This window comes from Vibrio astriarenae (assembly GCF_010587385.1).
Lineage (GTDB): Bacteria > Pseudomonadota > Gammaproteobacteria > Enterobacterales > Vibrionaceae > Vibrio > Vibrio astriarenae.
The window spans coordinates 1,495,011-1,518,748 of sequence record NZ_CP047476.1; the positions used below are offsets into that span (position 1 = coordinate 1,495,011).

24 protein-coding genes are annotated in these 23,738 nt (G+C 45.4%); 14 read left to right on the forward strand and 10 right to left on the reverse strand.

Annotated features, from left to right (window positions below; translation table 11 throughout):
- Window positions 1-32 precede the first annotated feature (32 nt).
- Both GT360_RS20870 and GT360_RS20875 read left to right on the forward strand, forming a co-directional pair.
- Window positions 33-506, forward strand: coding sequence for a magnesium transporter (locus GT360_RS20870; RefSeq protein ID WP_239502703.1), 474 nt, complete (start codon window positions 33-35; stop codon window positions 504-506).
- Window positions 507-510: 4 nt separating this feature from the next.
- Window positions 511-1,542, forward strand: coding sequence for an HlyD family secretion protein (locus tag GT360_RS20875; RefSeq protein ID WP_164650856.1), 1,032 nt, complete (start codon window positions 511-513; stop codon window positions 1,540-1,542).
- A 55-nt stretch (window positions 1,543-1,597) separates the two neighbouring features.
- On the opposite strand, the gene GT360_RS20880 is transcribed toward GT360_RS20875, so the two are convergent.
- Window positions 1,598-2,431 carry a LysR family transcriptional regulator gene (locus tag GT360_RS20880; RefSeq protein ID WP_164650857.1) on the reverse strand — a complete coding sequence of 278 codons (834 nt, stop codon included), beginning with the start codon at window positions 2,429-2,431 and terminating at the stop codon, window positions 1,598-1,600.
- A 219-nt stretch (window positions 2,432-2,650) separates the two neighbouring features.
- Here GT360_RS20880 and GT360_RS20885 point away from each other — a divergent pair, with 219 nt between their 5' ends.
- A complete protein-coding gene (locus GT360_RS20885) occupies window positions 2,651-3,361 on the forward strand; it encodes a hypothetical protein (RefSeq protein WP_239502661.1) in 711 nt (236 codons plus the stop codon).
- A gap of 50 nt (window positions 3,362-3,411) precedes the next feature.
- Here the strand turns inward: GT360_RS20885 and GT360_RS20890 are convergent, their stop codons facing one another.
- The 3 genes from GT360_RS20890 to nadE form a co-directional block, all read right to left on the reverse strand.
- A complete protein-coding gene (locus GT360_RS20890; protein WP_164651195.1) occupies window positions 3,412-4,071 on the reverse strand; it encodes an HAD family hydrolase in 660 nt (219 codons plus the stop codon).
- 61 nt (window positions 4,072-4,132) lie between these two features.
- Complete coding sequence (locus tag GT360_RS20895; protein WP_164651196.1) at window positions 4,133-5,857, reverse strand: RluA family pseudouridine synthase; 1,725 nt, start codon at window positions 5,855-5,857, stop codon at window positions 4,133-4,135.
- Window positions 5,858-6,139: 282 nt separating this feature from the next.
- Window positions 6,140-6,970 (reverse strand): ammonia-dependent NAD(+) synthetase, encoded by an 831-nt coding sequence (nadE, locus tag GT360_RS20900; protein ID WP_164650858.1) that lies wholly within the window; start codon window positions 6,968-6,970, stop codon window positions 6,140-6,142.
- A gap of 227 nt (window positions 6,971-7,197) precedes the next feature.
- Here nadE and GT360_RS20905 point away from each other — a divergent pair, with 227 nt between their 5' ends.
- Together GT360_RS20905 and GT360_RS20910 are read left to right on the forward strand one after the other, a co-directional pair.
- A complete protein-coding gene (locus GT360_RS20905) occupies window positions 7,198-7,710 on the forward strand; it encodes a nicotinate-nicotinamide nucleotide adenylyltransferase (RefSeq protein ID WP_164651197.1) in 513 nt (170 codons plus the stop codon).
- Between the two features lie 127 nt (window positions 7,711-7,837).
- A complete protein-coding gene (locus GT360_RS20910) occupies window positions 7,838-8,362 on the forward strand; it encodes a hypothetical protein (RefSeq protein ID WP_164650859.1) in 525 nt (174 codons plus the stop codon).
- Window positions 8,363-8,462: 100 nt separating this feature from the next.
- Here the strand turns inward: GT360_RS20910 and GT360_RS20915 are convergent, their stop codons facing one another.
- Window positions 8,463-9,740, reverse strand: coding sequence for a cytosine deaminase (locus GT360_RS20915; protein ID WP_164650860.1), 1,278 nt, complete (start codon window positions 9,738-9,740; stop codon window positions 8,463-8,465).
- Window positions 9,741-9,752: 12 nt separating this feature from the next.
- On the reverse strand, window positions 9,753-10,991 hold the full coding sequence (gene codB / locus GT360_RS20920) for a cytosine permease (RefSeq protein ID WP_164650861.1): 1,239 nt from the start codon (window positions 10,989-10,991) through the stop codon (window positions 9,753-9,755).
- A gap of 243 nt (window positions 10,992-11,234) precedes the next feature.
- On the opposite strand from codB, the gene GT360_RS20925 reads away from it, so the two are divergent.
- From GT360_RS20925 to GT360_RS20945, 5 genes are all read left to right on the forward strand, one after another.
- Window positions 11,235-11,849 (forward strand): LysE family translocator, encoded by a 615-nt coding sequence (locus GT360_RS20925; protein ID WP_164650862.1) that lies wholly within the window; start codon window positions 11,235-11,237, stop codon window positions 11,847-11,849.
- A 12-nt stretch (window positions 11,850-11,861) separates the two neighbouring features.
- Complete coding sequence (locus tag GT360_RS20930; protein WP_164650863.1) at window positions 11,862-12,842, forward strand: Gfo/Idh/MocA family protein; 981 nt, start codon at window positions 11,862-11,864, stop codon at window positions 12,840-12,842.
- A 15-nt stretch (window positions 12,843-12,857) separates the two neighbouring features.
- Window positions 12,858-13,259 (forward strand): OsmC family protein, encoded by a 402-nt coding sequence (locus GT360_RS20935; RefSeq protein ID WP_164651198.1) that lies wholly within the window; start codon window positions 12,858-12,860, stop codon window positions 13,257-13,259.
- Window positions 13,260-13,261: 2 nt separating this feature from the next.
- Complete coding sequence (locus GT360_RS20940) at window positions 13,262-13,612, forward strand: hypothetical protein (RefSeq protein WP_164650864.1); 351 nt, start codon at window positions 13,262-13,264, stop codon at window positions 13,610-13,612.
- Between the two features lie 256 nt (window positions 13,613-13,868).
- Window positions 13,869-14,009: a hypothetical protein gene (locus GT360_RS20945; protein WP_164649681.1), complete on the forward strand. Its 141-nt coding sequence runs from the start codon at window positions 13,869-13,871 to the stop codon at window positions 14,007-14,009.
- Between the two features lie 113 nt (window positions 14,010-14,122).
- Here the strand turns inward: GT360_RS20945 and GT360_RS20950 are convergent, their stop codons facing one another.
- From GT360_RS20950 to GT360_RS20960, 3 genes are all read right to left on the reverse strand, one after another.
- Window positions 14,123-15,511, reverse strand: a complete 1,389-nt coding sequence (locus tag GT360_RS20950) for a response regulator (protein ID WP_164650865.1) — start codon at window positions 15,509-15,511, stop codon at window positions 14,123-14,125.
- A gap of 130 nt (window positions 15,512-15,641) precedes the next feature.
- Complete coding sequence (locus GT360_RS20955) at window positions 15,642-16,256, reverse strand: glutaredoxin family protein (RefSeq protein ID WP_164650867.1); 615 nt, start codon at window positions 16,254-16,256, stop codon at window positions 15,642-15,644.
- A 162-nt stretch (window positions 16,257-16,418) separates the two neighbouring features.
- The gene (locus tag GT360_RS20960; RefSeq protein ID WP_164650869.1) at window positions 16,419-17,333 is read right to left on the reverse strand and encodes a porin; all 915 of its coding nucleotides are present in this window, start codon (window positions 17,331-17,333) and stop codon (window positions 16,419-16,421) included.
- 645 nt (window positions 17,334-17,978) lie between these two features.
- Here GT360_RS20960 and GT360_RS20965 point away from each other — a divergent pair.
- The gene (locus GT360_RS20965; RefSeq protein WP_164650871.1) at window positions 17,979-18,977 is read left to right on the forward strand and encodes a porin; all 999 of its coding nucleotides are present in this window, start codon (window positions 17,979-17,981) and stop codon (window positions 18,975-18,977) included.
- Between the two features lie 171 nt (window positions 18,978-19,148).
- Here the strand turns inward: GT360_RS20965 and GT360_RS20970 are convergent, their stop codons facing one another.
- Complete coding sequence (locus GT360_RS20970) at window positions 19,149-19,310, reverse strand: phosphotransferase (RefSeq protein WP_164650873.1); 162 nt, start codon at window positions 19,308-19,310, stop codon at window positions 19,149-19,151.
- Between the two features lie 162 nt (window positions 19,311-19,472).
- Here GT360_RS20970 and GT360_RS20975 point away from each other — a divergent pair, with 162 nt between their 5' ends.
- The 3 genes from GT360_RS20975 to ctaD all read left to right on the forward strand — a co-directional run bounded on the left by GT360_RS20975 (window position 19,473) and on the right by ctaD (window position 23,736).
- Entirely contained in the window at window positions 19,473-20,087 is a 615-nt protein-coding gene (locus GT360_RS20975; RefSeq protein ID WP_164650875.1) for a fumarylacetoacetate hydrolase family protein, read from the forward strand.
- A gap of 839 nt (window positions 20,088-20,926) precedes the next feature.
- A complete protein-coding gene (gene coxB, locus GT360_RS20980; protein WP_164651199.1) occupies window positions 20,927-22,108 on the forward strand; it encodes a cytochrome c oxidase subunit II in 1,182 nt (393 codons plus the stop codon).
- Window positions 22,105-23,736: a cytochrome c oxidase subunit I gene (gene ctaD / locus GT360_RS20985; RefSeq protein ID WP_164650877.1), complete on the forward strand. Its 1,632-nt coding sequence runs from the start codon at window positions 22,105-22,107 to the stop codon at window positions 23,734-23,736. Before coxB ends, ctaD begins: the two co-directional genes overlap by 4 nt.
- Window positions 23,737-23,738: the final 2 nt, after the last annotated feature.

Below are 23,738 nucleotides of genomic sequence, written 5' to 3' on the forward strand. Positions count from 1 at the left end.
CAGGGGATGAAGGTAAGTTCAGTTTTCTAGGGATGATTAAGTCAATCATTCTGTTTATTGTTAAAGCAGTGGTCGTGATTGGTACATTGGTTGGCTCATCTTTGCTGCTTGCGAAGTTGGGTAAGATTCACGGTAAAGACCTACCGGCAGAGTATTTCTCAAATGGTTACCCAACGATTCTTCGTCTTTTAGACTCAGAAATCTTTATGGGTTTTGTGTTCTTCGTCACCGTTGCCATTGTGGTTTATATTGTTTACCTACTCTGGCAGTTGCATGAAGTCGCGGTACACAAAGCTCACGAAATGTCATCTGCACATACTCAAATTGTTTTCGCCCTCTCTTTGTGTGGTTTGTTTATCAATAAAGCGTGGTGGGTTCTGGCTATCATCATTGCGTTTGCACGCTGGGATGTGCTCGCAGATAGCATCTCCAACATTATTCGTAAGGGGGTAAACCCAGAGAGTAATGATACCAAGTCGACAACAAAAACAGTAACAGAGGAGTAATCACATGAAAGAGATTATGCTGCCATATATCCTAATTTGCTGGTTACTGGTTAAGTCAGGCCTTGTTCGTTGGACGTTAAAAAACGCCACAATTATGATTGGTTCTGGTTTCTTCCTTGCCTTTATGCTGTTTACGGCGCACCGTTTCTGGTCTCCTGCTGATTTGACCGACAGCACAACAGTCAAGGCGCCACACGCGGTACTGAGTCCTTTACTTGGTCAAGAAGTTGACCGCGTCTATGTGACTCATAACCAACAGGTGAAAAAGGGTGACTTGATCTACACGCTGAAAGATGTAGACACCGATTCGCAAATCCGTGGTTTAGAGGCGCAGCGTGCTGCGGCGGAAGCCGAAATTTTAGCGGTGAACCACCAAATCTCAAATGACAAAAAGACGCTGAGTCGTCTCGAGCGTTTGAACGATTACGCGCAAGAGCAAGAGCGTGACGATATTCGTACTCGCATTGATTCACACATCGCTAAAATTGCTTCGGCTAACGCGCAAATCAAATCCATTGAAGCACAAATAGCAACGGCAAACTGGCAAAACGAGCGCCGTGAAATCCGCGCACCATTTGATGGGCAGATGTCGATTGCGAATATTACAGACGGAACGCGTGTAGGTAACATGCATCTGTATGATACGAGCAAGAAGTTTGTTGAAATGCGTATCGCTGACCAAAGCTACAAAGGCATCAAAGTCGGTCAATTTGCTGAGTTTTATGTTGACGCATACCCGGGGGAGATTTTCCGTGGCCGCGTTCACAGTGTGACAGCGGGTACTGGTGAAGCTCGAGTCTCTGTGATGAATGGTACCCAGCATGTGCGTCAACATGTTGGTAATAACATGGGGTCACACGGCCGTACTGTGATCATCGAATTCGAAGAGCCAGAGGACTATATCGTACCTATCGGTGCAACAGGCTCTGGTTGGGTTTCAGCCGCTAAACCTCATCCAGCACTGGGCTTTATGGATATTATCGGTGGCGCAACCGTTCGATTGAAATCTTACAAAGCATATCTATCAGCGCTTTAACAGTGTGATTTATAAAAAAGAGAAGCCTAGGCTTCTCTTTTTTAGTTCTGGTTTTTTAGTTTTCTGGAACCGGTGGATAAAGCGGCTTTTTCGACTCCAGAAAATCATCAACGAGCTCTGTAATCAGCTTTGAAATCCACTGAATTTTATGGGAATAGCGACGAGTCGATTTGGTGATTAACGCAGCATCAATGTTGATCTTGAATCTAGGATCTGGCTCTTCCATGGGGTAATAGGAGAGAGTGCAGTAGTTATCCATTAACTGCTCCATCAGTGCGTGATTATCAATAATGATATTTGCTTCTGTATCTGGAAGTAAGTGGTGGTAGAAATTTTTATACTCATTGACCCCAGCAACAATGAATTTTACATATTCACCGTCACTGTTGCCTCTCAAATAGCCTGCACTTGAGTGCAATTTCTTCTGATAAAAGTCTTGTGGCTTGTCACTGAGGATATGCAGGCCGATGTCGACATCTTCGTCAAGAAGTAACTGCTCACTGTTTCTTGTCCAGTGCCTAAGGATAATCATCGCATCTGTTTCTTGGCGAATTCTATCGATGAGCTTCTTACCAATGTGAACAATGTAAGGCTCGACCATATGGATGCATATGCGCTCGATATTGCGAGGGTTGAAGTCTTCCGGCTCAAGCGAAATCGAAACCTGTTCGAGAGCGCCTCGTAGTTTGCGTTCGATGGATGAGGCATAACTCGTCGGGATAAGGCCATTTCTACTGCGAATAAACAGTGGATCGGCAAGCTCTTCTCGTAATTGGGCCAGTGTTTTTGATACATAAGACTGAGAGCGACCAAGCTTTTTCGCTGCTTTTTGCGTAGATTTTGTGTCGAATAGCGCGACAAACACATGGAGAGCATTGAGATCTTGCATATATACCTATCAAACATGTAACGAAATGAATATGTCAAATCGTTCTGGTGATCTTTTAATCTGCTATATGGAATAACGAATATTCTAACTGGAATAGTCAAATTTGATAAGCTTGGGTTGCGAAAATGTGGTTACGAGATGGATTTTATTTTCAATTGTCACAATAAGCTAACGTGTCGAGCGGAGTGATTCATTGGCTAAATAACAGAATGTTTTCGTATGACACTTAATTTACAAAAAAGCACCATCTTAATTTCTCTCATCTCCTTGCTGGCGCCAGCGTCTGTGTTTTCAGAGGAGAAACACCATGAAGACCCAACCAAAATTGTAACTAAGGCTGGCGTCAGTTATTCGGATGATGCTTGGCGAGTATCTGGCTCTATTGGTCTCGATGATGCGCGTATGATCAACGGCCGAGTAAGCACTGATGGCGATGAGTGGCGTGTTGGTGGCTCTTGGCTACTTCCTCTTGGTATCGTTAACTTCAACTTTAGTCGCAACGACTATGATGACGGTGCTTATCGAAACAATTACAGCATCGGCACCTTTGTTCCACTGAGTCACTTTGATATTGAACCGTTCGGTATTCAGCTCTTTCCCATGGCGGGCTACAGCTACAATGACGGTGAGTTTTTTGAGTATCAAGAGAGCGGTGACGATCTTCTTGAGGACTATGTACTAGCGCCAAAAACGTCTCATGGTGGATATCTTGGCATGTTTGGCCTTCGCCCATTAAGCGATAAATGGTCAATGATGGGTTTTGGTGGAGCGAACAAAGGCTCAGACGACTATAGTGGCTACTGGTTAGGTGGTGGCGTAAGTTACAAAATCTCAGACAATCAATCATTGAATACCTTTGGGGTGTATAGCGATGATGATTTTGGTAAGCGTGATTTTGTCGGCTTTTCTTACACTTATGAGTTTAAGTAGAAGGTTGAAAGGAAAAGGTTGAAGGACATCTGCGTTCAACCTCTTTTTTATCAAGCGACTTTCTTTTGTAGGTGAATGAGTACGTCATTCATTGTCGGTAATATGGCGTGGCCTAACTCGATGACGTCACTCGAAGGTTGAACTAAGTCAGGGATCTGAAAGGTTTCCATACCCGCAGCGACAGCAGCTTTTACCCCATTGTTAGAGTCTTCAAACGCAAGGCAATCATGTGGGTGGATATCGAGACGTTGCGCAGCAAGTTCATAGATTTCAGGTGCTGGCTTACTGTTGGTGACTTCGCATCCCGTTGTGATGTTGTCAAAGTAGTGATCAAGCCCCGCCAGTTTGAGCTTCACTTGCGCCACATCTTTTTGAGTCGAAGTGGCAACAGCGCATGGAATTTTGTGGTACTTCAACCAATCCAGCATATCAATGACACCATGACGAACAGGAATGGCTTCATGCAAAACAACTGCATTGTAGCGTTTGCGCCACTCGTTATGAATGATCTGATAATCCATATACGGCGCATAGCCGTCGGTTAGAATTTGGTTTATACGCTGGGCGTTGCAGCCAATAATCGATAAATACGTGTCTTTTAAGAATGGTGCGCCTACGGTGTCGCAGGCTTGCTCAAATATTTTCATACAGACCTGCTCTGTATCGAGCAATAGCCCATCCATATCAAAAATGGCTGCTTTAAACTTCATCATCATCACCTAAGTCAATACCGTGATGATTGTCTCATAATCATGCTGGACTCACCAAGGACTAAAACTCGGCATCCACTTGAAATTGTAACGTTTCATTTGTGTATGGATGCTTGAAACACAAGCTTTCAGCATGCAGATAGAGTCGCTTCTCAGGCTCACCATAGAGAGTGTCTCCAATAATTGGGCTATCTAAACCCTCGTGATGAGCACAATGCACTCGCAGTTGATGTGTTCTGCCAGTGTGCGGGTGTAAGTACAGTGTCGTGCCAGACTCATCTTGTGTTTTGACCTGCCAAGTTGTAAGTGCACTTTTTCCGTGCTCATGACACACCAACTGTCTTGGGCGATCGTAGGGATCTCCGCGCATTGGTAGGTCAATCTTACCAGTGGCTGCGATGTCTTTGCGCGCCAGTTTTGCTACATAGCGCTTTTTGACACTTCGCGAAATAAACTGTTTTTGTAGGCTCTTATTCGCTCTGCGTGTAAGAGCAAACACTAAGATGCCAGAGGTCGCCATATCGAGTCGATGTATAACAAAAGGCCCCTCGCAATCAGGAAAATCGGCTTCAAGGCGAGTCAATGCTGAGTCTTTGATATGGCGTCCAGGCACAGATAAGAAATTGGCCGGCTTGTTGACCACAACAATGGCATCATCTTGGTATAAGAGCTCTAGTGGTTTATTTTGTGCCGGGTTGATGAGTAGAGGATTTTCATCCACGCTCAAGCCTTGTAGCATGTGGCCTAGGATCGGTTGGCACTTACTCTGACACGCTGGATAGTATTGCTTATGCTTACGTATTTCAGACTTCGGAGATATCCCCCACCAGAACTCCGCTAATGCGATAGGCTGTAATTGGTTTGCATAGGCATATTGCAGTAGCTTAGGTGCTGCGCACTCTCCTGAACCTGCCGGTGGGACAGGTGAGGTCGTGTTTGCAAATATCTCGATCAGATCCTTCGACTCGCGATTGGCATTTAGAAAGCGGTAACTTTTGAATAGCTTATGTTGAAGTTGATGGGAGAGGTTGGCGCGTAATTGTTTTAAGCGTTCAACCTCATTGAGTTTGGCGTCTAAAAGTTGCTGCACTGACTCTATTTGCGATTGCCAATGGTTTTTTAAGTGCTTGAGCTGGTTTTTATCAGCCACACTCTCAGTACCGAGTATCTCGAGCTCTTTCTCTCGCTCAACCGTGGGCAACTGGTTGGCTTCTTCTCGGCGAGATTTGCGGTCGGCTCTTCGTTTCACCGTCTCAAGTCTCAGTGTTTCTACTTCTTGCTGAGCGTGTTGTTGTAACTGCTGAAGCTGCTGAGACAGCTCGGGTATCGCAATATCGCTTTGGGCTACTTTGAGATCACTGCTTACGGTGTTAATTCGCTCCATTTCACTGCGAAAGTAGCCATCATTCTTCAACATATCAAAAACAGGCGGGACGAAACCTTGGTGGTGGTTGCTGTCATTAATCTTGCCAGAGAAGGCTTTCAAGTAGCCAAGCTGACCACTGGCGTCCTTAACAACGAGCACTCCAAACATTTTGCCGCTACCTTGCTTAGCTTCAAAGGTGTGATCGTGTTGCTGGCTTGTGTTTGATGCACAATTTACCTGAGGTGGATAGCTAACTTGAAAAGAATCGCCGATATGCTCCAACTGGTTCATTACTTCTTTTGCTGCCATCACTGCAATTTCATGCGGCTGATAGAAAAAAGGAAAGGTAAACCTTTCAGGGAGAGTGATGTGGTCCGCCGGCTGGTTAAAGGCGTGAAAGCAAGAGGTTGTGGAGTACATAACAGTAAAATGATGAGCTTTGGTGAGGGTAAGTCTAAACGAAATCACCGTTAGGCCCAAGCCAAAGACAGGAACTAAAACAGATGGGTGGTATGACGATTATGGAGCGCAAGCATGCTTAGGGTTATAAGCTCATCAGGCATGGCTAAAGCTTGTTGCGAATTGGGTGAAAAAAGTTGTCTAGCGAGACCCAGGTGTAATGAAGCCCGCTTCTGATTTCTAGTTAGAAGCAGGCTTAAAGAACGCATTAAATGGTTAAATTAATGCATAGCATCTAGCGACCTAGTCGTAGATCGTCGGAATAGGCTGGCGTTTATGCTGGGTAACTTGGTAGATACGAATCAATGCCGCTTTTGCCTCTTCATCAACAGGCTTGCCTTCAAGGAAGTCATCGATCTGGTCGTAGCTTAGGTTCAGTGCATCTTCATCCGCTTTTTGGGGTGCTAGCTCTTCTAAGTCAGCGGTTGGTGTCTTCTTGACGAGCAGTTCTGGTGCGCCCAGCTTGGCGGCAAGTTGACGCACTTGACGTTTGCTCAGGCCAAATAGCGGTGCAAGATCACAGGCACCATCACCAAACTTAGTGTAGAAACCCGTAATGTTTTCCGCCGAGTGATCAGTACCCAAAACTAATCCACCCACGTAGCCAGCGATTTCATACTGCGCCACCATGCGAGCACGAGCCTTTACATTGCCTTTTACAAAGTCAATTTTCGCAGGGTCTTGAGGAACAAGGCCTGTTCCCTCTAGCGCTGTGTTGGTTGCAGCGTGAATGCCATCGACACCTTGTTTGATGTTGACTGATACTGAGTGAGTCGGCTGAATAAAGCTCAGTGCAAGCTGTGCTTCGTCTTCGTCTTTTTGTTCACCGTAAGGTAGGCGTACGGCAATGAATTGGTAAGCATCCGTTGCTTGTTCTTGGTTTAACTCATTGACAGCAAGTTGAGCAAGACGACCACATGTCGTTGAGTCAACGCCACCACTGATACCCAAGACAACGGCTTTACAGCCTGACTCAGTCAGTTTGCTTTTAATAAAGTTAACGCGGCGTGTGATCTCAAAATCAACATCAATTTCAGGCAAAACACGCATTTCATCGCGAATCTGTTGTTCCATGGTTCTTCCCTTGATTCTTGCAAGCAGATAACCCTTGAACACCCGGTTGAGGGTCTTCTCTGGGTAAATAGTATTGCCACTATGATAAGCGATGTTGCTATCGCAAGTCACCTAGCGATAGGGGCAAGCGCCTACGTGTGAACATCATATCAGTGGATTGTTGCCGTATAAGATGCAAAAATCTGTCCATAAGGTGAGAACGGACTAAATAAGTGAACAATCCTCTAATGAATAAGAAAGTGGCTATCTTCGGCAGTGCATTTAACCCGCCAAGTCTGGGGCACAAAAGTGTTATCGACTCACTGACTCATTTTGATGAGGTCTGGCTGCTACCCAGTATTGCACATGCTTGGGGCAAGTCGATGCTCGCTTATGACCAACGTTGTGCATTAGTTGATGCTTTTATTGCGGATTTGGGGCACGCACAGGTGATACGCTCACGAATTGAGGAGCAACTGCATAAGCCAGGTGAAAGTGTCACTACCTATGCCGTATTGGAGGCACTTTCTCAACGTTTTCCAGATTATGAATTTACCTTTGTGCTGGGCCCGGATAACTTGTTTAATTTTGCCAAGTTCTATAAAGCCGAGGAGATTGTTTCTCGTTGGTCGGTGCTTGCTTGTCCAGAGAAGGTAAAAGTTCGCAGCACTGATATACGTAATAATCTCCAGAAAAATCTGGATGTTAGCCATCTTACTACGCCAAAAGTGACAAAATTATTAAAGAATGTCACTTTTTAGTCGATATATTACTATAGTATCAATAATATTTTGCGATATTTGTTAAGTTAATCAGCGTCTGTCTGATTTAGACTGGAATTTCTGTCTTTTGAGCCATCAAGATAGATGGCCTGATTTTGGGGTTGGTATGTCAGCTGGAAAAGCTGTTTTTTGGATAGTGCTAGGTTTTAGCTCGCTCGGTCTTTCTGCGCGCGCTTGTGATCTATTTGAAAGCCCTAAATATAACTCGTCAACAAATGGTAGCCTCGACTCTTTGGTCGTTAATCACAGTGGCCTGTGTTTTTCTGTGCAGGACAGTATCGACTATGTATCGACGACGTTCGCTGAACTCATGTCATTAGAGAGCAGCAGCAATTTAGACATGGTGGATACCGCGTATTGGGATCAGTGGCTCATTAAGGGCCAATCAGAGCCTTTTTTAACCCAGCGACTGGCGAATAACTATTTTGGATTAGGTGTTTGGATGCCTTCTGAGTTAGAAGATGAGGTCGACCAGATGTCTTACGATGAGTGGTTATTGAGTCATGGGCTTCAGTTCAGCTTTGGCGTGGGTGACAAAAGTGCAGGCGAGCCTCGTTTGCGCTTTGATTATCGTTGGCATGAAAAGCATCAAGGCGACTTCTTCATGCAGTTTGAGATACCGATAAAATAGGGCTCTAACTGCAATAACGCTCTCAAGGCATCACACTTAAACGACAAAAAAGCCGCAGCTTGAATCCTCAGGCTGCGGCTTTGTTTATTTTGAAATAGGACTAACGACGAAAGTCGATGGTTTTCTCGGAGTCTAAGTGGATTTGAGTTGTTGCAGGCTGTGTCTGTGCAATGACCTTACCGGTACGAATTGAATAGCGCACGGGAACTTGACGACGAATGGCATCAAAGCCATTTTCAGCAGGCAAAATCAACAAGTTGCCAGGTTTACCGACGTCGATACCGTGCTTTTCTTGCAGATTCATCGCTTTTGCAGAGTTATCACTGATGAGCGCAAGGCTTTGGTTAATTTGGTCATAGCCCATCACTTGAGTCACGTGCAGACCCATATGCAACACTTGCAGCATATTCGCAGTGCCTAGCGGATACCAAGGATCAAAGACATCATCGTGACCAAAGCAGACGTTAATGTTGGCCGCTAGCATCTCTTTTACTCGTGTGATGCCGCGACGTTTCGGGTAGTCATCGAAACGGCCTTGCAAGTGAGTGTTCACCAAAGGGTTAGCTACAAAACTGATACCAGACATTTTCAGCAAGCGGAACAAACGAGAGGCGTATGCTCCGTTGTAAGAGCCCATTGCTGTTGTGTGGCTCGCAGTGACTTTATCACCCATCTCGTACTTATGCGCGAGTGCGGCAAGTGTCTCAACAAAGCGTGATTGTTCATCATCAATTTCATCACAGTGAACGTCGATCAAGCAGTCATACTTGCGTGCGATATCGAAAGCAATATGCAAAGATTCAACGCCATATTCGCGTGTAAATTCAAAGTGTGGAATAGCGCCGACCACATCAGCACCAAGCTTCACCGCTTCTTCCAATAGAGCTTTACCATTTGGGTAAGAGAGAATACCTTCTTGTGGGAAAGCCACGATTTGAATATCCACCCACTCTTTCATCTCTTCACGCACTTCCACCATTGCTTTGAGTGCGGTGAGAGTGGGGTCAGAAACATCGACATGAGTACGAACGTGCTGGATACCATTTGCAATCTGCCACTCTAGCGTCTGCTTAGCCCGTTGCTTAACATCTTCGATAGAGAGCAATGCTTTGCGTTCTGCCCAACGTTCAATACCTTCGAACAGTGTTCCAGAGATATTCCAGTTCGGCTCGCCAGCAGTTTGGGTGGTATCGAGGTGAATATGAGGCTCACAAAACGGTGCAACAGCTAAGCCACCTTCAGCATCAATAACCTCGATTTGAGAGTCAATGGCATGGTCATTATCGCGAATTTGGCTGAACTTACCGTGCTCTATCACAACTTGGTGCAAGCCTTCACGGTCTTGAAGGCGTGCGTTTTGAATAATCATCGATGACATTAATTTGCCTTACTACGCAGTCTGAGTTTCAGCCGCATTTTTATTTAGTAGTGGATTAAGCACAAGGTAAACTACAGCGCCGCCAAGTACTGCATTGAGAGGCACGATGCCTGGTAAGAAGTGACCTGCTGCTACACCAAGTGCTACCGCAATAATAGCAGCCCAGTTAACAGTCTTAAATTGTGCCGCTTCAAAATTCGCATAACGTTTTCGGTTCATGAAGAAATCAGCGATGATCACACCACCAATTGGCGGAATAGCGAGAGAAAGGAACGTCAGCCAGCCAACAAAGTTGTTATAAAGCCACAGGGCGCAAAGTGTGCCAACTAAACCATTAACCATGGACAGATATTTACTAGGTAGCCCTGTGATATTGGAGAAGCCAAGACCTGAAGCGTAAAGTGCGTTGTCGTTGGTCGTCCAAATGTTGAGGCCCAACACGATAATTGCTGGGATTAGAAGGCCTTGGGCAATCATCACTTGTGAAATATCAGATTCACCCGTCACGGCTGCGCCAGCCGCACCGAAGATGAACATTAAAGAGTTACCAACGAAGAAAGCAATCATGGTGACGGCTACAGCAGAAGCCGGCTTTTTACCAAATCGAACAAAATCAGCGGTTAATGTACCCGCTGATACAAATGAACCTACAACCATAGCTAACGCAATTGAGAAGTCGAGCGGCTCTTGTGGCTCAATCGCTTTCAGTGCGTCAATGCCACCTACACTATCTACCGCTTGCAATACAGAGAAGCCACCCAATGTGGCAATCGCAGGAACGGCGATGGCCGATAGGATCATCAGTGCGGCAATACCGAAGTAAACGGTTGCCGTCATTAGCAATCCAGATACGATGATTAAGATGTTGGTATCGATACCTGTCGCATGATGAACTGGGATCGCAAACATGGCAACGCCCACACCAAACCAGCCGACTTGAGTACCACCAAGCAAAGCAGAAGGAAGCCAAGAGCCTTTTGAACCAAAAGAGAAGCGAGCAAGAAGGTGAGTTGAGAGGCCAGTTGAAGCGCCGATGTAGCCAAGAAAAGAAGTGTAGATACCGAGAAGAAGGTTACCGATGAGTACGGCTAAGAAGAAATCGTTGAAGCTAAGTCCTGCACCGAGTGAACCACCCGTCCACATGCTTGCTGAGAAGAACGTCAACCCCAACATCACCATGGTGAGCGATGCGACACCTTTACGTGCGGATGAGGGAACGGGACCCAAACTGTAGTTGTTGTCAGAAGCCAAAATACACTCCAAAATAGATTCGTTTACTTGATGAAAAGTTCGCCTGAAAGACAGATAAACGGGCGGTATTATGGTCAAATATAAATCAGAGTCAATGCAAAAATGTGAAGTAAAACGATTGCTTTGCAGTTAACTGATAATATTGTTATTTAATACAGTGAATTATCAATTCATAGTTAAATAAAAAAGTTGTACCTTGAGAACAGTTTCAGATGGGCTGAGTGACGAATAAGGATAGTTAGGATGACATTTTCAGTTTGGTTGTCATTATTTACAGTTTGCTTGCTTGGTGCGATGTCACCAGGGCCAAGCTTGGCCATGGTGGCCAAGCACAGTTTAGCGGGAGGGCGAGCCAATGGCTTAGCGACCGCTTGGGCACATGCCTTAGGTATTGGCTTTTATGCCTTTATCACTATTACAGGCTTGAGTGTTCTGCTTGTCCAAGCACCAGCCGTGTTTAAAGGTATTACTTTGCTGGGTGCTTTGTACCTCGCCTACTTGGGTTGGAACTCCTTACGCTCAAAAGGAGGTGTGGTTGAAAAGTTAGAGAAGGGCGAGCAAGCCTCTCTGAAACAAGCGGCGAAAGAAGGTTTGATGATTTCGCTGCTCAGTCCCAAGATTATGGTGTTCTTCACCGCGCTGTTTAGCCAATTTGTTGCCATGGCAGATTCACTGTCTAATCAAGTTGTGATTGTGACTACACCTCTGATTGTTGATGGTTTATGGTACAGCTTGATTACACTTTTACTTTCTAGTCCGCTCTTTATTGAGAAAATTCGCGCTAGGGCTCTGTTGATTGATCGCCTTACGGGCATTGTATTGATAGGATTGGCGGTTCGAGTATTAGTGACGCTCTAAAAAGGACAAGAGATGATTCGTTTAGCGGTAATAGGGACCAACTGGATTACAGATCAATTTGTTGCGGCAGCTTTAAAGACAGGAGAGTATGCCCTTACAGCAGTATACTCACGCGATCTTTCAAATGCTCAAGCGTTTGGCGAAAAGTATCAAGTCGAGCACTACTTTGATGATCTATCGAGTCTAGCCACGAGTGATGTTATGGACGCGGTGTATATCGCCAGTCCGAACTCTCTGCATGGCCCACAAGCGATTCAGATGATGCAAGCGGGAAAACATGTCATTGTTGAAAAACCAATGGCGTCTAACTATGCGCTCGCCAAGAAAATGTATGAGGTGGCAAAGGATAACAGTGTTGTGCTGTTTGAAGCCTTTATGTCGCCACATACACCAAACTTCAAAGTGGTACAACAGGCCATCAAGGAGATTGGTGCGATTCGATTGGCCCACATAAGCTATTGCCAATACTCATCACGTTATCAAAAATATCTCGATGGCGAGCAGCCAAACACGTTTAATCCGGCTTTTTCAAACGGCTCAATCATGGATATTGGTTTTTACTGCGTCGGCGCAGCAGTGGAATTATTTGGCGCACCTGTTAGTATTCAGGCCAGCGCACACAAGCTGGGCTCTGGCGTCGATAGTAGCGGAAACGTAATTTTGTCCTATCCTGACTTTAACGTGACTCTTTCCCATTCAAAAACCAGCAACAGTGCTCTGCCCAGTGAGATTCAGGGCGAAGCGGGTAGCGTGCTAGTGGAGATGATCTCGTATGGCGAGAGCGTGACAAGAATCAATCGTGATGGGAAGCGTGAAGATTTAACCGTAGAGCAGGATAAAAATCCGATGCTTTACGAAGCCATCCAGTTTGCAAGGCAAGTGAATGAGCAGTTTATTGACGAGCACTGCCAAACCCGTTCACTGGAAGTGGCAAGAGTAATTACCGAAATTCGCCAGCAGACGGGAATAGTGTTCCCTGCTGATGTCGAATAGCAAAGAGAAACAATGATGCAAGCAGAAGTAAAGTGGATCGAGGAGTTCAAGTTCCTTGGTCATTCGCAGTCTGGTCACTCAGTTGTGATGGACGGCAATGGCGGTGCGACAGCACCAAGCCCAATGGAAATGGTATTGATGGCGGCAGGCGGATGTAGCTCCGTTGATGTGGTTGATGGCCTGAAAACGGCAAAGCAAGCAGTGACTGAGTGTGTCGCAAGCCTAAGCACAGAGCGCCGTGAAACAGCGCCACGTATTTTCACCAAAGTAAACATTCACTTTGCGGTAAAGGGCGACAACCTAGATCCCGCTATTGTTGCAAAAGTAGCAGCAGATTCGCTAGAGAAATACTGCTCTGTTTGTTTGATGCTAGGGGAAGGCGTCGAAATGACCCACTCGTGGGAAATTCTGGAGTAGTTATGCAGCACAACGAATTTGAAGCACTGATCAAACATCTTTGCACACTAGCCGATCTTCCAGCTGCACTCGCTGCGCTTAAAGAGACAGAAGATGACGATATTTCATCGGCTGCACAGGCATTAACTGGCCAATTTGCACTGGCTGAAGTGGAAGGTGAGAAGCGTATTTACCATGTGACCATGCAAGAAAATGCAGAGGGCAATGAAGAAGAGTTTGTCGAGCATGTGATGAACGAAGGCGAGGATATCGTTCGCTTCGTTGCGTGGTTCTTTGAAAGCCACTTCGATATAAAAACCAAAGATATCTATCAGCTCGCCGGCAAAACTTACCGTCAGCCGAAGCGTAGCTAACGATAATACAAATTATTGTACTTAAATTAGAAGGCATGTTTGCCTTCTTTTTTATAACTAAAACATACGCTTACGCTGGAATGCCTGTTCTCTACGGTTGATGGTTGTGAAAATTAATTACACAATGTGTGAAATGCAGAAGTGAGAATGAAATAAAGCCGATAAAAGTGTGATTTAAGTCTTGTTTTTGTCCGTGAGTAGGTTATTATAATCACAGTTTTGAAAGTTAATTACATTTTTGCGAGAGGGCACTGCCATGATGGGTCACAACGATTTAGGTTCAGCATACTTGGGTCAACTAGTTGCAAAACAGATGATGGAAGACGCGATGACGGGTAAAGTCAAAGCGAAGAAAGCATCATTTCTGAAGCGCATGATCAAAAAAGTTGCTAAGTAATTGATAGCAAATTGAAAGAAAGTAACGAAAAGCGGACGGTATCGCTGACTTTTCTTTCAAAATGAAAAGGATTCTAACCCCGAGCTCCGAAAGGTGCTTGGGGTTTTCTTTTTTTAGCTGATGACAATTGAACTCAATCGGTTCTCTTGTGGGGTTGGCTCTGTTTCTAAACCTCGGTAGCGATGGTATTCGCCCAGCAACTCCTCGGTTTCTTCATCAAACATGTTGCGTTTCGCTATTTCATCGGCCACTTTTTCAGCAAACCAAGCTTCTTGGTAGAAGTGTAAGTGAAAGAAAGATTCAATTAAGAGGCAAGTAGGGATGGTGGCGACGTCATCAATGTAAGGCAGCACTGTCTTGATGAGGATGAGTTTTGCTTCTCTGTGTCGTTGTTGCTCTTTTCTCACTCCGATTAAAAAGAGTTGTTTATAGAGATCCATCGAGCGACATTGGCTGCTTGACAGACGTTGGTAGGTGATATCAAAGATTTCTTGTATCGAGAGGACAAAGCCATCGCGCTTTGACGCGGCCAGTATTTTCGTAAGCGCTCTTTGCAAACACTTGCCATAAACCAACATAGAGCTGATCCAGGTGACATCAGCAACAGAAAGCGAGCTCGCATAGGCGCGCCCAATTTCTAGTAGCTTATCCCATTTATGCAGTTCGGTCGCCAAACGGGCGGCAGTGATGGCTCTTGCACTGATACTGGGCGTTTTTCTAAACGCGAGATGAGCGTAATGAAAGGCCTCGTGATTGTTATCGGCTTCAATATAGAACTGTGTGGCTAAATCCATTGCGTGGATCGCTAAAGGGTTATCCCGAATGTAGTCCTCTACAGCATGCAATGCGCGATCTTTGTCGCCCTGTTGTGCTTGTAAGTGTGCTTGTGCAATCAGTTTTTGCACATGGACAGGTGTAGGAGAGTGGGATAACCACTGTTTAAGACAGTCCCAACGTTTTTGTCTGACGAGAGTTTGCAAAACGTAGGATTCTGCGAGAATGGCTGTCGGTGCTTTTGTGACGATATGAACTAAGCCTCGTTCATCAAAGCTCTCGATTAAAGAGAGTTTGTCCTCGAGTTTACGCAATGCGGATTGGTCCAAATACACTTGTACTAAACGTTTGGCTAAATCACTTGCCTGAAATGGCTTCTTCATAAAGTGCGGCACATGACCAGAAAGACCCGTTAATACCGCTTCTTGACTTGTGTCACCAGAGACCAACAATAAGCCAGTGCTACGACTAATCAACTTACGCCGATAAAATAGGCTTGCGAGTTGGCTCCCCGTAACCGTTCTATCGAGATGATAGTCGAGAATGATGACATCGTAGCGATGTGCGCCCACTGACTGCAGCGCGTCTTGATAGTTTGTCACTACATTAACCTTAGCGACACCGATCTGTTTGAGTTGTTGTTTGAACAGCAATAGTGTTGTGCTGCAGTCATCCACGACCAAGACAGATAGGCTCTCTAAGGATTGGTTTTTGTTATTATTTTTCACCAATACCTTGCCTCAATAAGTCCCTTTAAGCTCAGTATAGGACACCAAATTTGATATTTATCTCAACAATCAGCAAAAAAAATACCCGATTGCTCAGGTATTGTGATCTTGGATGTCAGGCTTTTGATTATTAGCTGGCTCTTGAATCAAGGCTGACAATGTTATCTCGAGGCGTTTGGCTTTGATGTGACTCTAAGTACTTTTCCAAATTATCAAATCCCCCTACATATTGGCCATCCAGCCAAATTTGAGGGACGGTGACGGGCGTTTTCTCACCGATAATTGCTTTTACTTCAGGAATCATCCGGAACAAGGCAGCACTGTCTTTCACCACATCGTGATAGGTGTAGTCAATTCCGGCCTCATCGAGCGCTTTTTTCGCTTTGACACAGTAAGGGCAAGTCGCTTTACCGAACACCACATTACCTTTAATCTCATCACGTTTTGTCCATTCTGTTATCACGGATTGCACCAACACACCACGGTTTAGTGCTTCACCTTGGCTGATAATTTTTCCTTCCACCATGATAATTGGCGCATGCCAGCCACCCGCTTTTAGCGGCTCCCACCAATGAGATAACCAATCTTTTGTCTCTAGCTCGACAGGGATACCCTCTAGCTCTGTTGCGAAAGTATCTTGCAGAATGTCTTTGGTTAAAGTGCACTCACCACATGGGATATTGACCTTGAATGGTCCCCAGCTTCCTGCCCAGCGATAAAGAGTGATTTTGATTGGCTGTGTCATGGTGACGTCCCTTTTTGAATGAGTTAGTTAGAGTATAGGAAAGAGGGGCGGGAGTTTTTCTTTCAAATATTTAGAAAAAGGTAAAAGGGGAGTAAAGAAAAAAGGTCGAGTTGAGCTCGACCTTTGAATGGGATAATTAGTTATGTTGTGTGTTAGGACTGATTAGAAGTCGTAACGTACACCTAGGCGAACAACATCGTCTTCATCTTTAAGTTGTTGAGCTAGGTATGATACGTAAGTGCGGAAGTTGCTGTTGAACTTGTAGTAGCCAGCTACTTCGAACTGGTCAACAGTATCTGTTTTACCAGCGCCTTTCTCATCTTCTTCTGCGTAGCCGTAGTTAAGTGCAACTGAGAACTCAGAAGTTAGCTTGTACGCAGCAGAAAGTTCGTATGCTGTGAATTCAGTGTTGTTGTCAACGTCACCTACAGAGAACGTACCAGCAACGTATAGGTTTTCGAATGTGTAGCCAAGACCACCAAGGAATTGAGTCTCGTCACCAGCGTCTGCTGAGTAAGAAAGTGCTACATCTAGACCGAATGGTGCAGAGTACATACCTGCGATAGAGTATAGATCTTCATCCTTACCTTCGGCTGCAGAGTAAGTCGCTTCAACTTGTACTGCATCGAATGAACCACGGTAAGCAAATACACTGTTAGTTTTATCAGAAGAAGCGTCTGTGTATTGTTGTAGGCCAGAGAACTCAGTGATATCTGTCATGTCAGATACGATAACTGCTGCCATATCTTGGCGACCTGCTGAGAAAGCACCGACTTCAGTGTCAAGACCAGCATATAGGTAGCGGTTTGAGAATTGCTTATCACCAGTTTTGTGCTCAGCTTCGTAGAAAGCGAATGCAGTTAAACCTGAAGTGATTTCGCTTGAACCTTTAACATTTAGGCGAGCACGAGAGTTATCTTCCATCGAACCCTCTACTGCGTCCGTGAAGTCACCACGGAATTCAGCACGACCTCCGATAGATAGCTCAGTACCATCGTTGCTGTATACCGTTGCCGCTACTGTAGAAGTAGAAGCTAGTGCTAGTAGTAGTGCGCTTGCCACTGCTGAAGTTTTCATTGTCATTTACCTTTTTTAAATGTGAGCTTGCTTGCTCGAACTAACTTAAGTGTTTGAAATTTGACCCGACCGCAATAATGACGATTAGTTCAAACTTGTTTCTGCTGTTGGGGCATAAGTTAGAGGTGGCGCATGACAGTTTCATGGCTAGTTTGTGACACTTTGGTGGCACTTATATTTTTTTAAATGAATAACTTATCAACACTTTCTGCCTGCTAAATAGGCAGTGACGGGTTCTTCTGTGGTCGGATTTGTTGGAAAGAAAAGAGATCAGGCTCGAGAATGAATCTAAAAGTGTGATCTTAGTCCCGCGCACTTTGTGCGCCAGGTCAACTGACTTCTAAATTATCCAAGAGAACAAAGTTTTTATCTTTATTTAAGTCATTGTCTTTGTTGGGTTTATATTTTTTATATTTTCTTTTTGCTTCTTTTTGATCGTTTTATGGAACTTTTATGAAGTTACTGTGTAGAGTCGAGCTCACTGGTTAAATACCAACAACACTTTGTGCTAGTCACTTGATGGAATCTTGTGTAATTCAATGTGTTAGGTATTTATCATTTCGCGAACTGACAGGAAGTGAAGGCGCTTTGCTCTCCTTTTGTAGCGGACTGTCAGGGACCAAGTATTAAGATATGGACTTTAAAATGAACAAAAATATCCTTGCTATTGCAATCGCAGCTGCAACATTCGGCACACAAGCTGTTGCTGTTGAACTATACAACAACGACGGCACTACTTTCTCTATGGGCGGTCACGTTACTGCAGCTCTAGCTGGCGGTGAAGAGCGTGATACAACTGTTGAAGCAGTTTCTCCACGTATCAACGTAACTGCTACTCAAGACATGGGCAACGGTTTCACAATTGATGCACGTGGTGAGTGGTCTCTTAACTTCCTAGAGAACGGCGGCAACTCTTTCTCTACTCGTTTGGGTTACATTGGTCTTACTCACGAAGAAATGGGTCGTGGTGTAATTGGTACACAGTGGGCACCGTTCTACGATGTTGCTAGCCTGACAGATATGCCTATCGCGTTTGCCAATGACTTCCTATACGATGGCATGTACGGTGGTGATTTTGCTCTAAGTGGTCAAACTCGTGCTGACCAAATGATTTCTTACCGCAATGGTTTTGATTTCGGTGACGCTGGTGCTCTTGACTTTGGTCTAGGCTGGCAAGGTAAGAACGACGGTGATTTCGCTGACTACAATGACCGCGTTCAAATTGCTCTTTCTTACTCAATCATGGGTGCTAAAGTAGGTTACGCATACAGCACTGGTGATGTAACTGAGTCTAACAACAAGCGTTCTCTAGACTTCCACGCGGTATCTGCTGCATACGGTTCATACGGTAACGGTCTATACCTAGCGGCTCTATACCAAATGACTGAAGACGAGAATGTTACAGATATCGATGCTTACGAATTGATCGCTGCATACGCTCTTGCAAACAGCTTGAACCTAAGCATCAACTACGAAACAGTTGAGTCTCAAGATAAGAACGCTTCTAAAGAAACGGATCGTGAAGAGATGGCTCTACAAGCTGAGTACAACTTCACTTCAAACGTAGTTGGTTTCGGTGGCTACCAGTTTGACCTTGAAGGCGACGACGATCGCTTCATGATCGGTGCACGTGTTTACCTATAATAGGTAGCATTTAGCAAGATCACTAAAAAACGGAGTGGGGAAACCTGCTCCGTTTTTGTTGGTGTTGGAAGTAAGTAACATTAAAGTGCGTCATGCTGAATTTATTTCAGCATCTAGTTTGAGTGTGTGGTTTGGGTTTAACGTGCGTGGTTAGTAGATCCTGAAATGAATTCAGGATGACTTGTTTATTGTATTGACATCGAGTTCAATGTACCCAAAGCTTTCCACTTTCCACTTTCCACTTTCCACTTTCCACTTTCCACTTTCCACTTTCCACTTTCCACTTTCCACTTTCCACTTTCCACTTTCCACTTTCCACTTTCCACTTTCCATTTTTAAGCGCCGTGCCCACGACTAAACGTGCTTTAACCTTAAATAAAATTCCCCTAAAACATTTCCCATTTCTGCCCACAACTTCACTGAAACGTCACTAATTTTCATTAAAATACACATTCTAGTATTCCACCCTAAACTCACTTCAAGGTAACCAAGGAAATGACTTCAGTACGCTATGGAGAGCAGCAGTTGTACCCAAGCAAAGTTGTGTGCGTTGGACGTAACTATGTAGAACACATCCATGAGCTAGGAAATGCTATCCCTGACGAAATGGTCGTGTTTAATAAACCAAGTACGTCGATTGCTTCACAACTCAACGCTTTTTCTCAAGAGCCGCTGCACTATGAGGCTGAGATCTGCTTCTTAGTACAGAACAATCGGCTTTCCGCTGTCGCTACCGGTTTAGACTTAACTAAGCGTGGTCTACAAAGTGAGCTCAAATCGAAGGGCCTACCTTGGGAGCGTGCCAAAGCATTCGATGGTTCTGCGGTTTTTAGTCGTTTTCTCTCATTGGATTCGATGGATGTAAATAACCTACAAATCGAGCTTTTCATCAACTGTGTGCGAGTGCAATGTGGTCACGTAAGCCAAATGCTCTATCCGCCTTTGACTATTTTGTCAGAGCTGCAGACGTATACTACCTTGCAAGACAACGACATCATCATGACAGGTACACCGAGCGGTGTGGGTGTGGTGCATTCGGGTGATGTATTTCTATTGAGGCTAAAGGAAGGGGAGAAGACTTTGATCGAGACAGAGTGGGTGGCTGTGTAGTTATTCTGTTTGAGGTGCTTGGTCGTGTGTCAAAGGATGCCTCAGGCCGATAATATCGTCATTCTGAACTTGATTCAGAATTGACTCCAAATGTGTACCGGTCCCCTCGGCTAGATGCTGAAATAAATTCAGCATGACGCGAAAGGGGGAGCATCGTCATTCTGAACTTGTTTCAGAATCTACTCAAAACGTGTACTGGTCCCTTCGTCTAGATGCTGAAATAAACTCAGCATGACGCGGAAGGGGGAGTATCGTCATTCTGAACTTGTTTCAGAATCTACTCAAAACGTGTATTAGTCCCTTCGGCTAGATGCTGAAATAAATTCAGCATGACGCGAAAGGGGGAGCATCGTCATTCTGAACTTGATTCAGAATCTACTCAAAACGTGTATCAGCCGCTTCGGCTAGATGCTGAAATAAATTCAGCATGACGTGAAAGCGGGTAGGATCGTCATTCTAAACTTGTTTCAGAATCTACTCAAAACGTGTACAGGTCCCTTCGTCTAGATGCTGAAACAAATTCAGCATGACGCGAAAGGGGGTAGGATCGTCATTTTGAACTTCGTGATTCCCTCGACATCTGAGTCATTCCTCTTCTCCATTTTTGACCCATCCCCTTGCGCAATTCCGTATCTTTAACTAGCGTTTATTAACATAAAAATAACATCTTGTTTTGGCAATGATGTTGCTGTCATTGAGGTTTTGCTTTCGATGCTGTTAGGGACGTAGGGATAGATTGAGTAAGCATTGAATCCTCATTGGCCTTTTCCGATCGGAATGATTGGTGGGAATGCTAAGGAGCTAAATGGATGCGATTGCGTATGCGTGGCGCTGGTTTAATGGATAGACTGGCTGCACTAAATCTTTTTGCTTTAGGGGGAGGCTTGTCCTTCGGTGCAAGGGCGAGCGAAGAAACACCCTCTTCAAGTCAATACAACCTCACACAAGGCGTGACCGAGATCAGTGGGCAGGTGTATGAGCTACACATGCTTATTTTCTATATCTGCTGCGCGATTGCCTTTATTGTCTTTGGCATCATGTTCTACTCCATTATTAAGCACAGAAAGTCCAAAGGTGCCGTGGCTGCTCACTTTCACGAAAGCACCAAAGTAGAGATTATCTGGACAGTGATCCCCGTTCTGATTTTGATTGGTATGGCGATTCCTGCCACCACGACGTTACTAGCGATGGAAGACACGTCCCAATCTGATATTACTATCAAGGTCACCGGCTCTCAGTGGAAGTGGCATTACGATTACCTTGATGAAGGTGTCCAGTTCTTCAGCCTACTCGCGACAGACCAAAAGCAAATTGATGGTCTAGAAGAGAAGGGAGCCCATTACCTTCTCGAAGTCGATAACGCGTTAGTGGTCCCTATTGCCAAGAAGATTCGCTTCTTACTGACTTCCGACGATGTGATCCACTCATGGTGGGTGCCAGACTTTGCGGTCAAAAAAGACACCATTCCAGGCTTTATCAATGAGGCATGGACCAAAATCGATAAGCCCGGAGTCTATCGCGGCCAATGTGCAGAGTTGTGTGGTAAGGCCCATGGCTTTATGCCAATTGTGGTTCAAGCGATGGAGCAAGATGACTACGATCAATGGCTAGCAGACAAAAAAGCGGAGATAGCACTTGCTGAGCAAGAGGCGGCTGCTGCGTTGACCAGTGAGTTAGGAATGGATGAGCTGATGACACAGGGGGAATCTGTGTATGTCGCGCGCTGCGCTGTTTGTCACCAAGCCAACGGTGAGGGCGTGACCGGTGCCTTTCCCGCCATCAAAGGGAGTGCGATTGCGCTGGGTGATATTGATCCGCACATCGATATTATCGTCAATGGTCGTTCTGGCACTGCAATGCAGGCATTCGCTAATCAGCTAACAGAACAAGAGATTGCTGCCGTCATTACCTATCAACGCAACGCATGGGGTAATGATACGGGTGATGTAATACAGGCATCTGACATCAATCAGTTTAAGGAAAATGCCCAGTCGGCATCAGACATGGAGGCCGCACAATGAGCCAGCCTATCGATAAGCCAACCAAAAATGCCGCCTCAGAGGAAGTTCTGGGTGGCGGGCACATCCACGATGATCACGATAGTCATGGGCCTGCTAAGGGTATAGCGCGTTGGATATACTCAACCAGCCATAAAGACATTGGCACGCTCTATTTGTGGTTCAGTTTTATTATGTTCCTAACCGGCGGTGCCATGGCCATGGTGATCCGCGCTGAGCTGTTCCAGCCGGGTCTGCAGTTAATAGAGCCTCATTTCTTCAATCAGATGACCACGGTTCATGGTTTAATCATGGTGTTTGGTGCCGTTATGCCTGCGTTTACGGGCCTTGCGAACTGGATGATTCCAATGATGATAGGTGCGCCGGATATGGCGCTGCCACGAATGAACAATCTCAGTTTCTGGATTTTACCTTTTGCCTTTGCGATTTTATTAGCTTCTCTATTCATGCCAGGAGGCGGTCCTGATTTTGGCTGGACGTTCTACGCACCGCTCTCAACAACCTACGGACCTGACAGTACCGCGCTGTTTGTCTTCTCTGTACACATTATGGGTATTAGCTCCATCATGGGAGCGATCAACGTTATTGTCACGATCGTGAATATGCGTGCACCGGGTATGACTTGGTTTAAGATGCCGCTGTTTGTATGGACATGGCTGATTACTGCTTTCTTGCTCATCGCAGTTATGCCTGTGTTAGCGGGTGCAGTGACGATGGTACTCACCGACAAGTATTTTGGCACGAGCTTCTTTGATGCTGCGGGTGGGGGCGATCCGGTGATGTTCCAACACATTTTCTGGTTCTTTGGTCACCCTGAGGTGTACATCATGATATTGCCATCGTTTGGCATTATCTCAGCGATTATCCCTGCGTTTAGCGGCAAAAAACTGTTTGGCTATCACTCAATGGTATACGCCACTTGCTCAATCGCGCTGCTGTCTTTCCTAGTGTGGGCACACCACATGTTCACAACCGGTATGCCGGTTTTTGCCGAGCTCTTCTTTATGTACTGTACGATGTTGATCGCAGTGCCCACTGGCGTGAAGGTGTTCAACTGGGTGGCAACCATGTGGCGAGGGGCGATGACCTTTGAGACGCCGATGCTGTTTGCGATTGCCTTTATAGTGCTGTTCACCATTGGTGGCTTGTCGGGTTTGATGCTGGCGATTGTGCCTGCGGATTTTCAATATCATGATACCTACTTTGTGGTGGCTCATTTCCACTATGTACTAGTATCGGGCGCGGTATTCTCAATTATGGCCGCGGCTTACTACTGGCTTCCTAAATGGACAGGGCATATGTATGACCACAAGTTGAGTTTGTGGCATTTCTGGTGCTCGGTTATCTCCGTCAATATTTTGTTCTTCCCTATGCACTTCTTGGGTTTAGCGGGGATGCCGAGACGCATTCCTGACTATGCGATTCAGTTTGCCGATGTGAATCAAATTGTGTCGATTGGCGGTTTTGCCTTCGGAGTATCTCAGCTGATTTTCTTGTGGGTTGTGATTAAGTGTATTCGCGGTGGTGAGAAAGCCGTGGCGAAACCATGGGATCGCGCGGAGGGACTTGAGTGGACGGTGCCAAGCCCTGCCCCTCATCATACATTCGAAACGCCCCCTAAGGTTGATTAGAG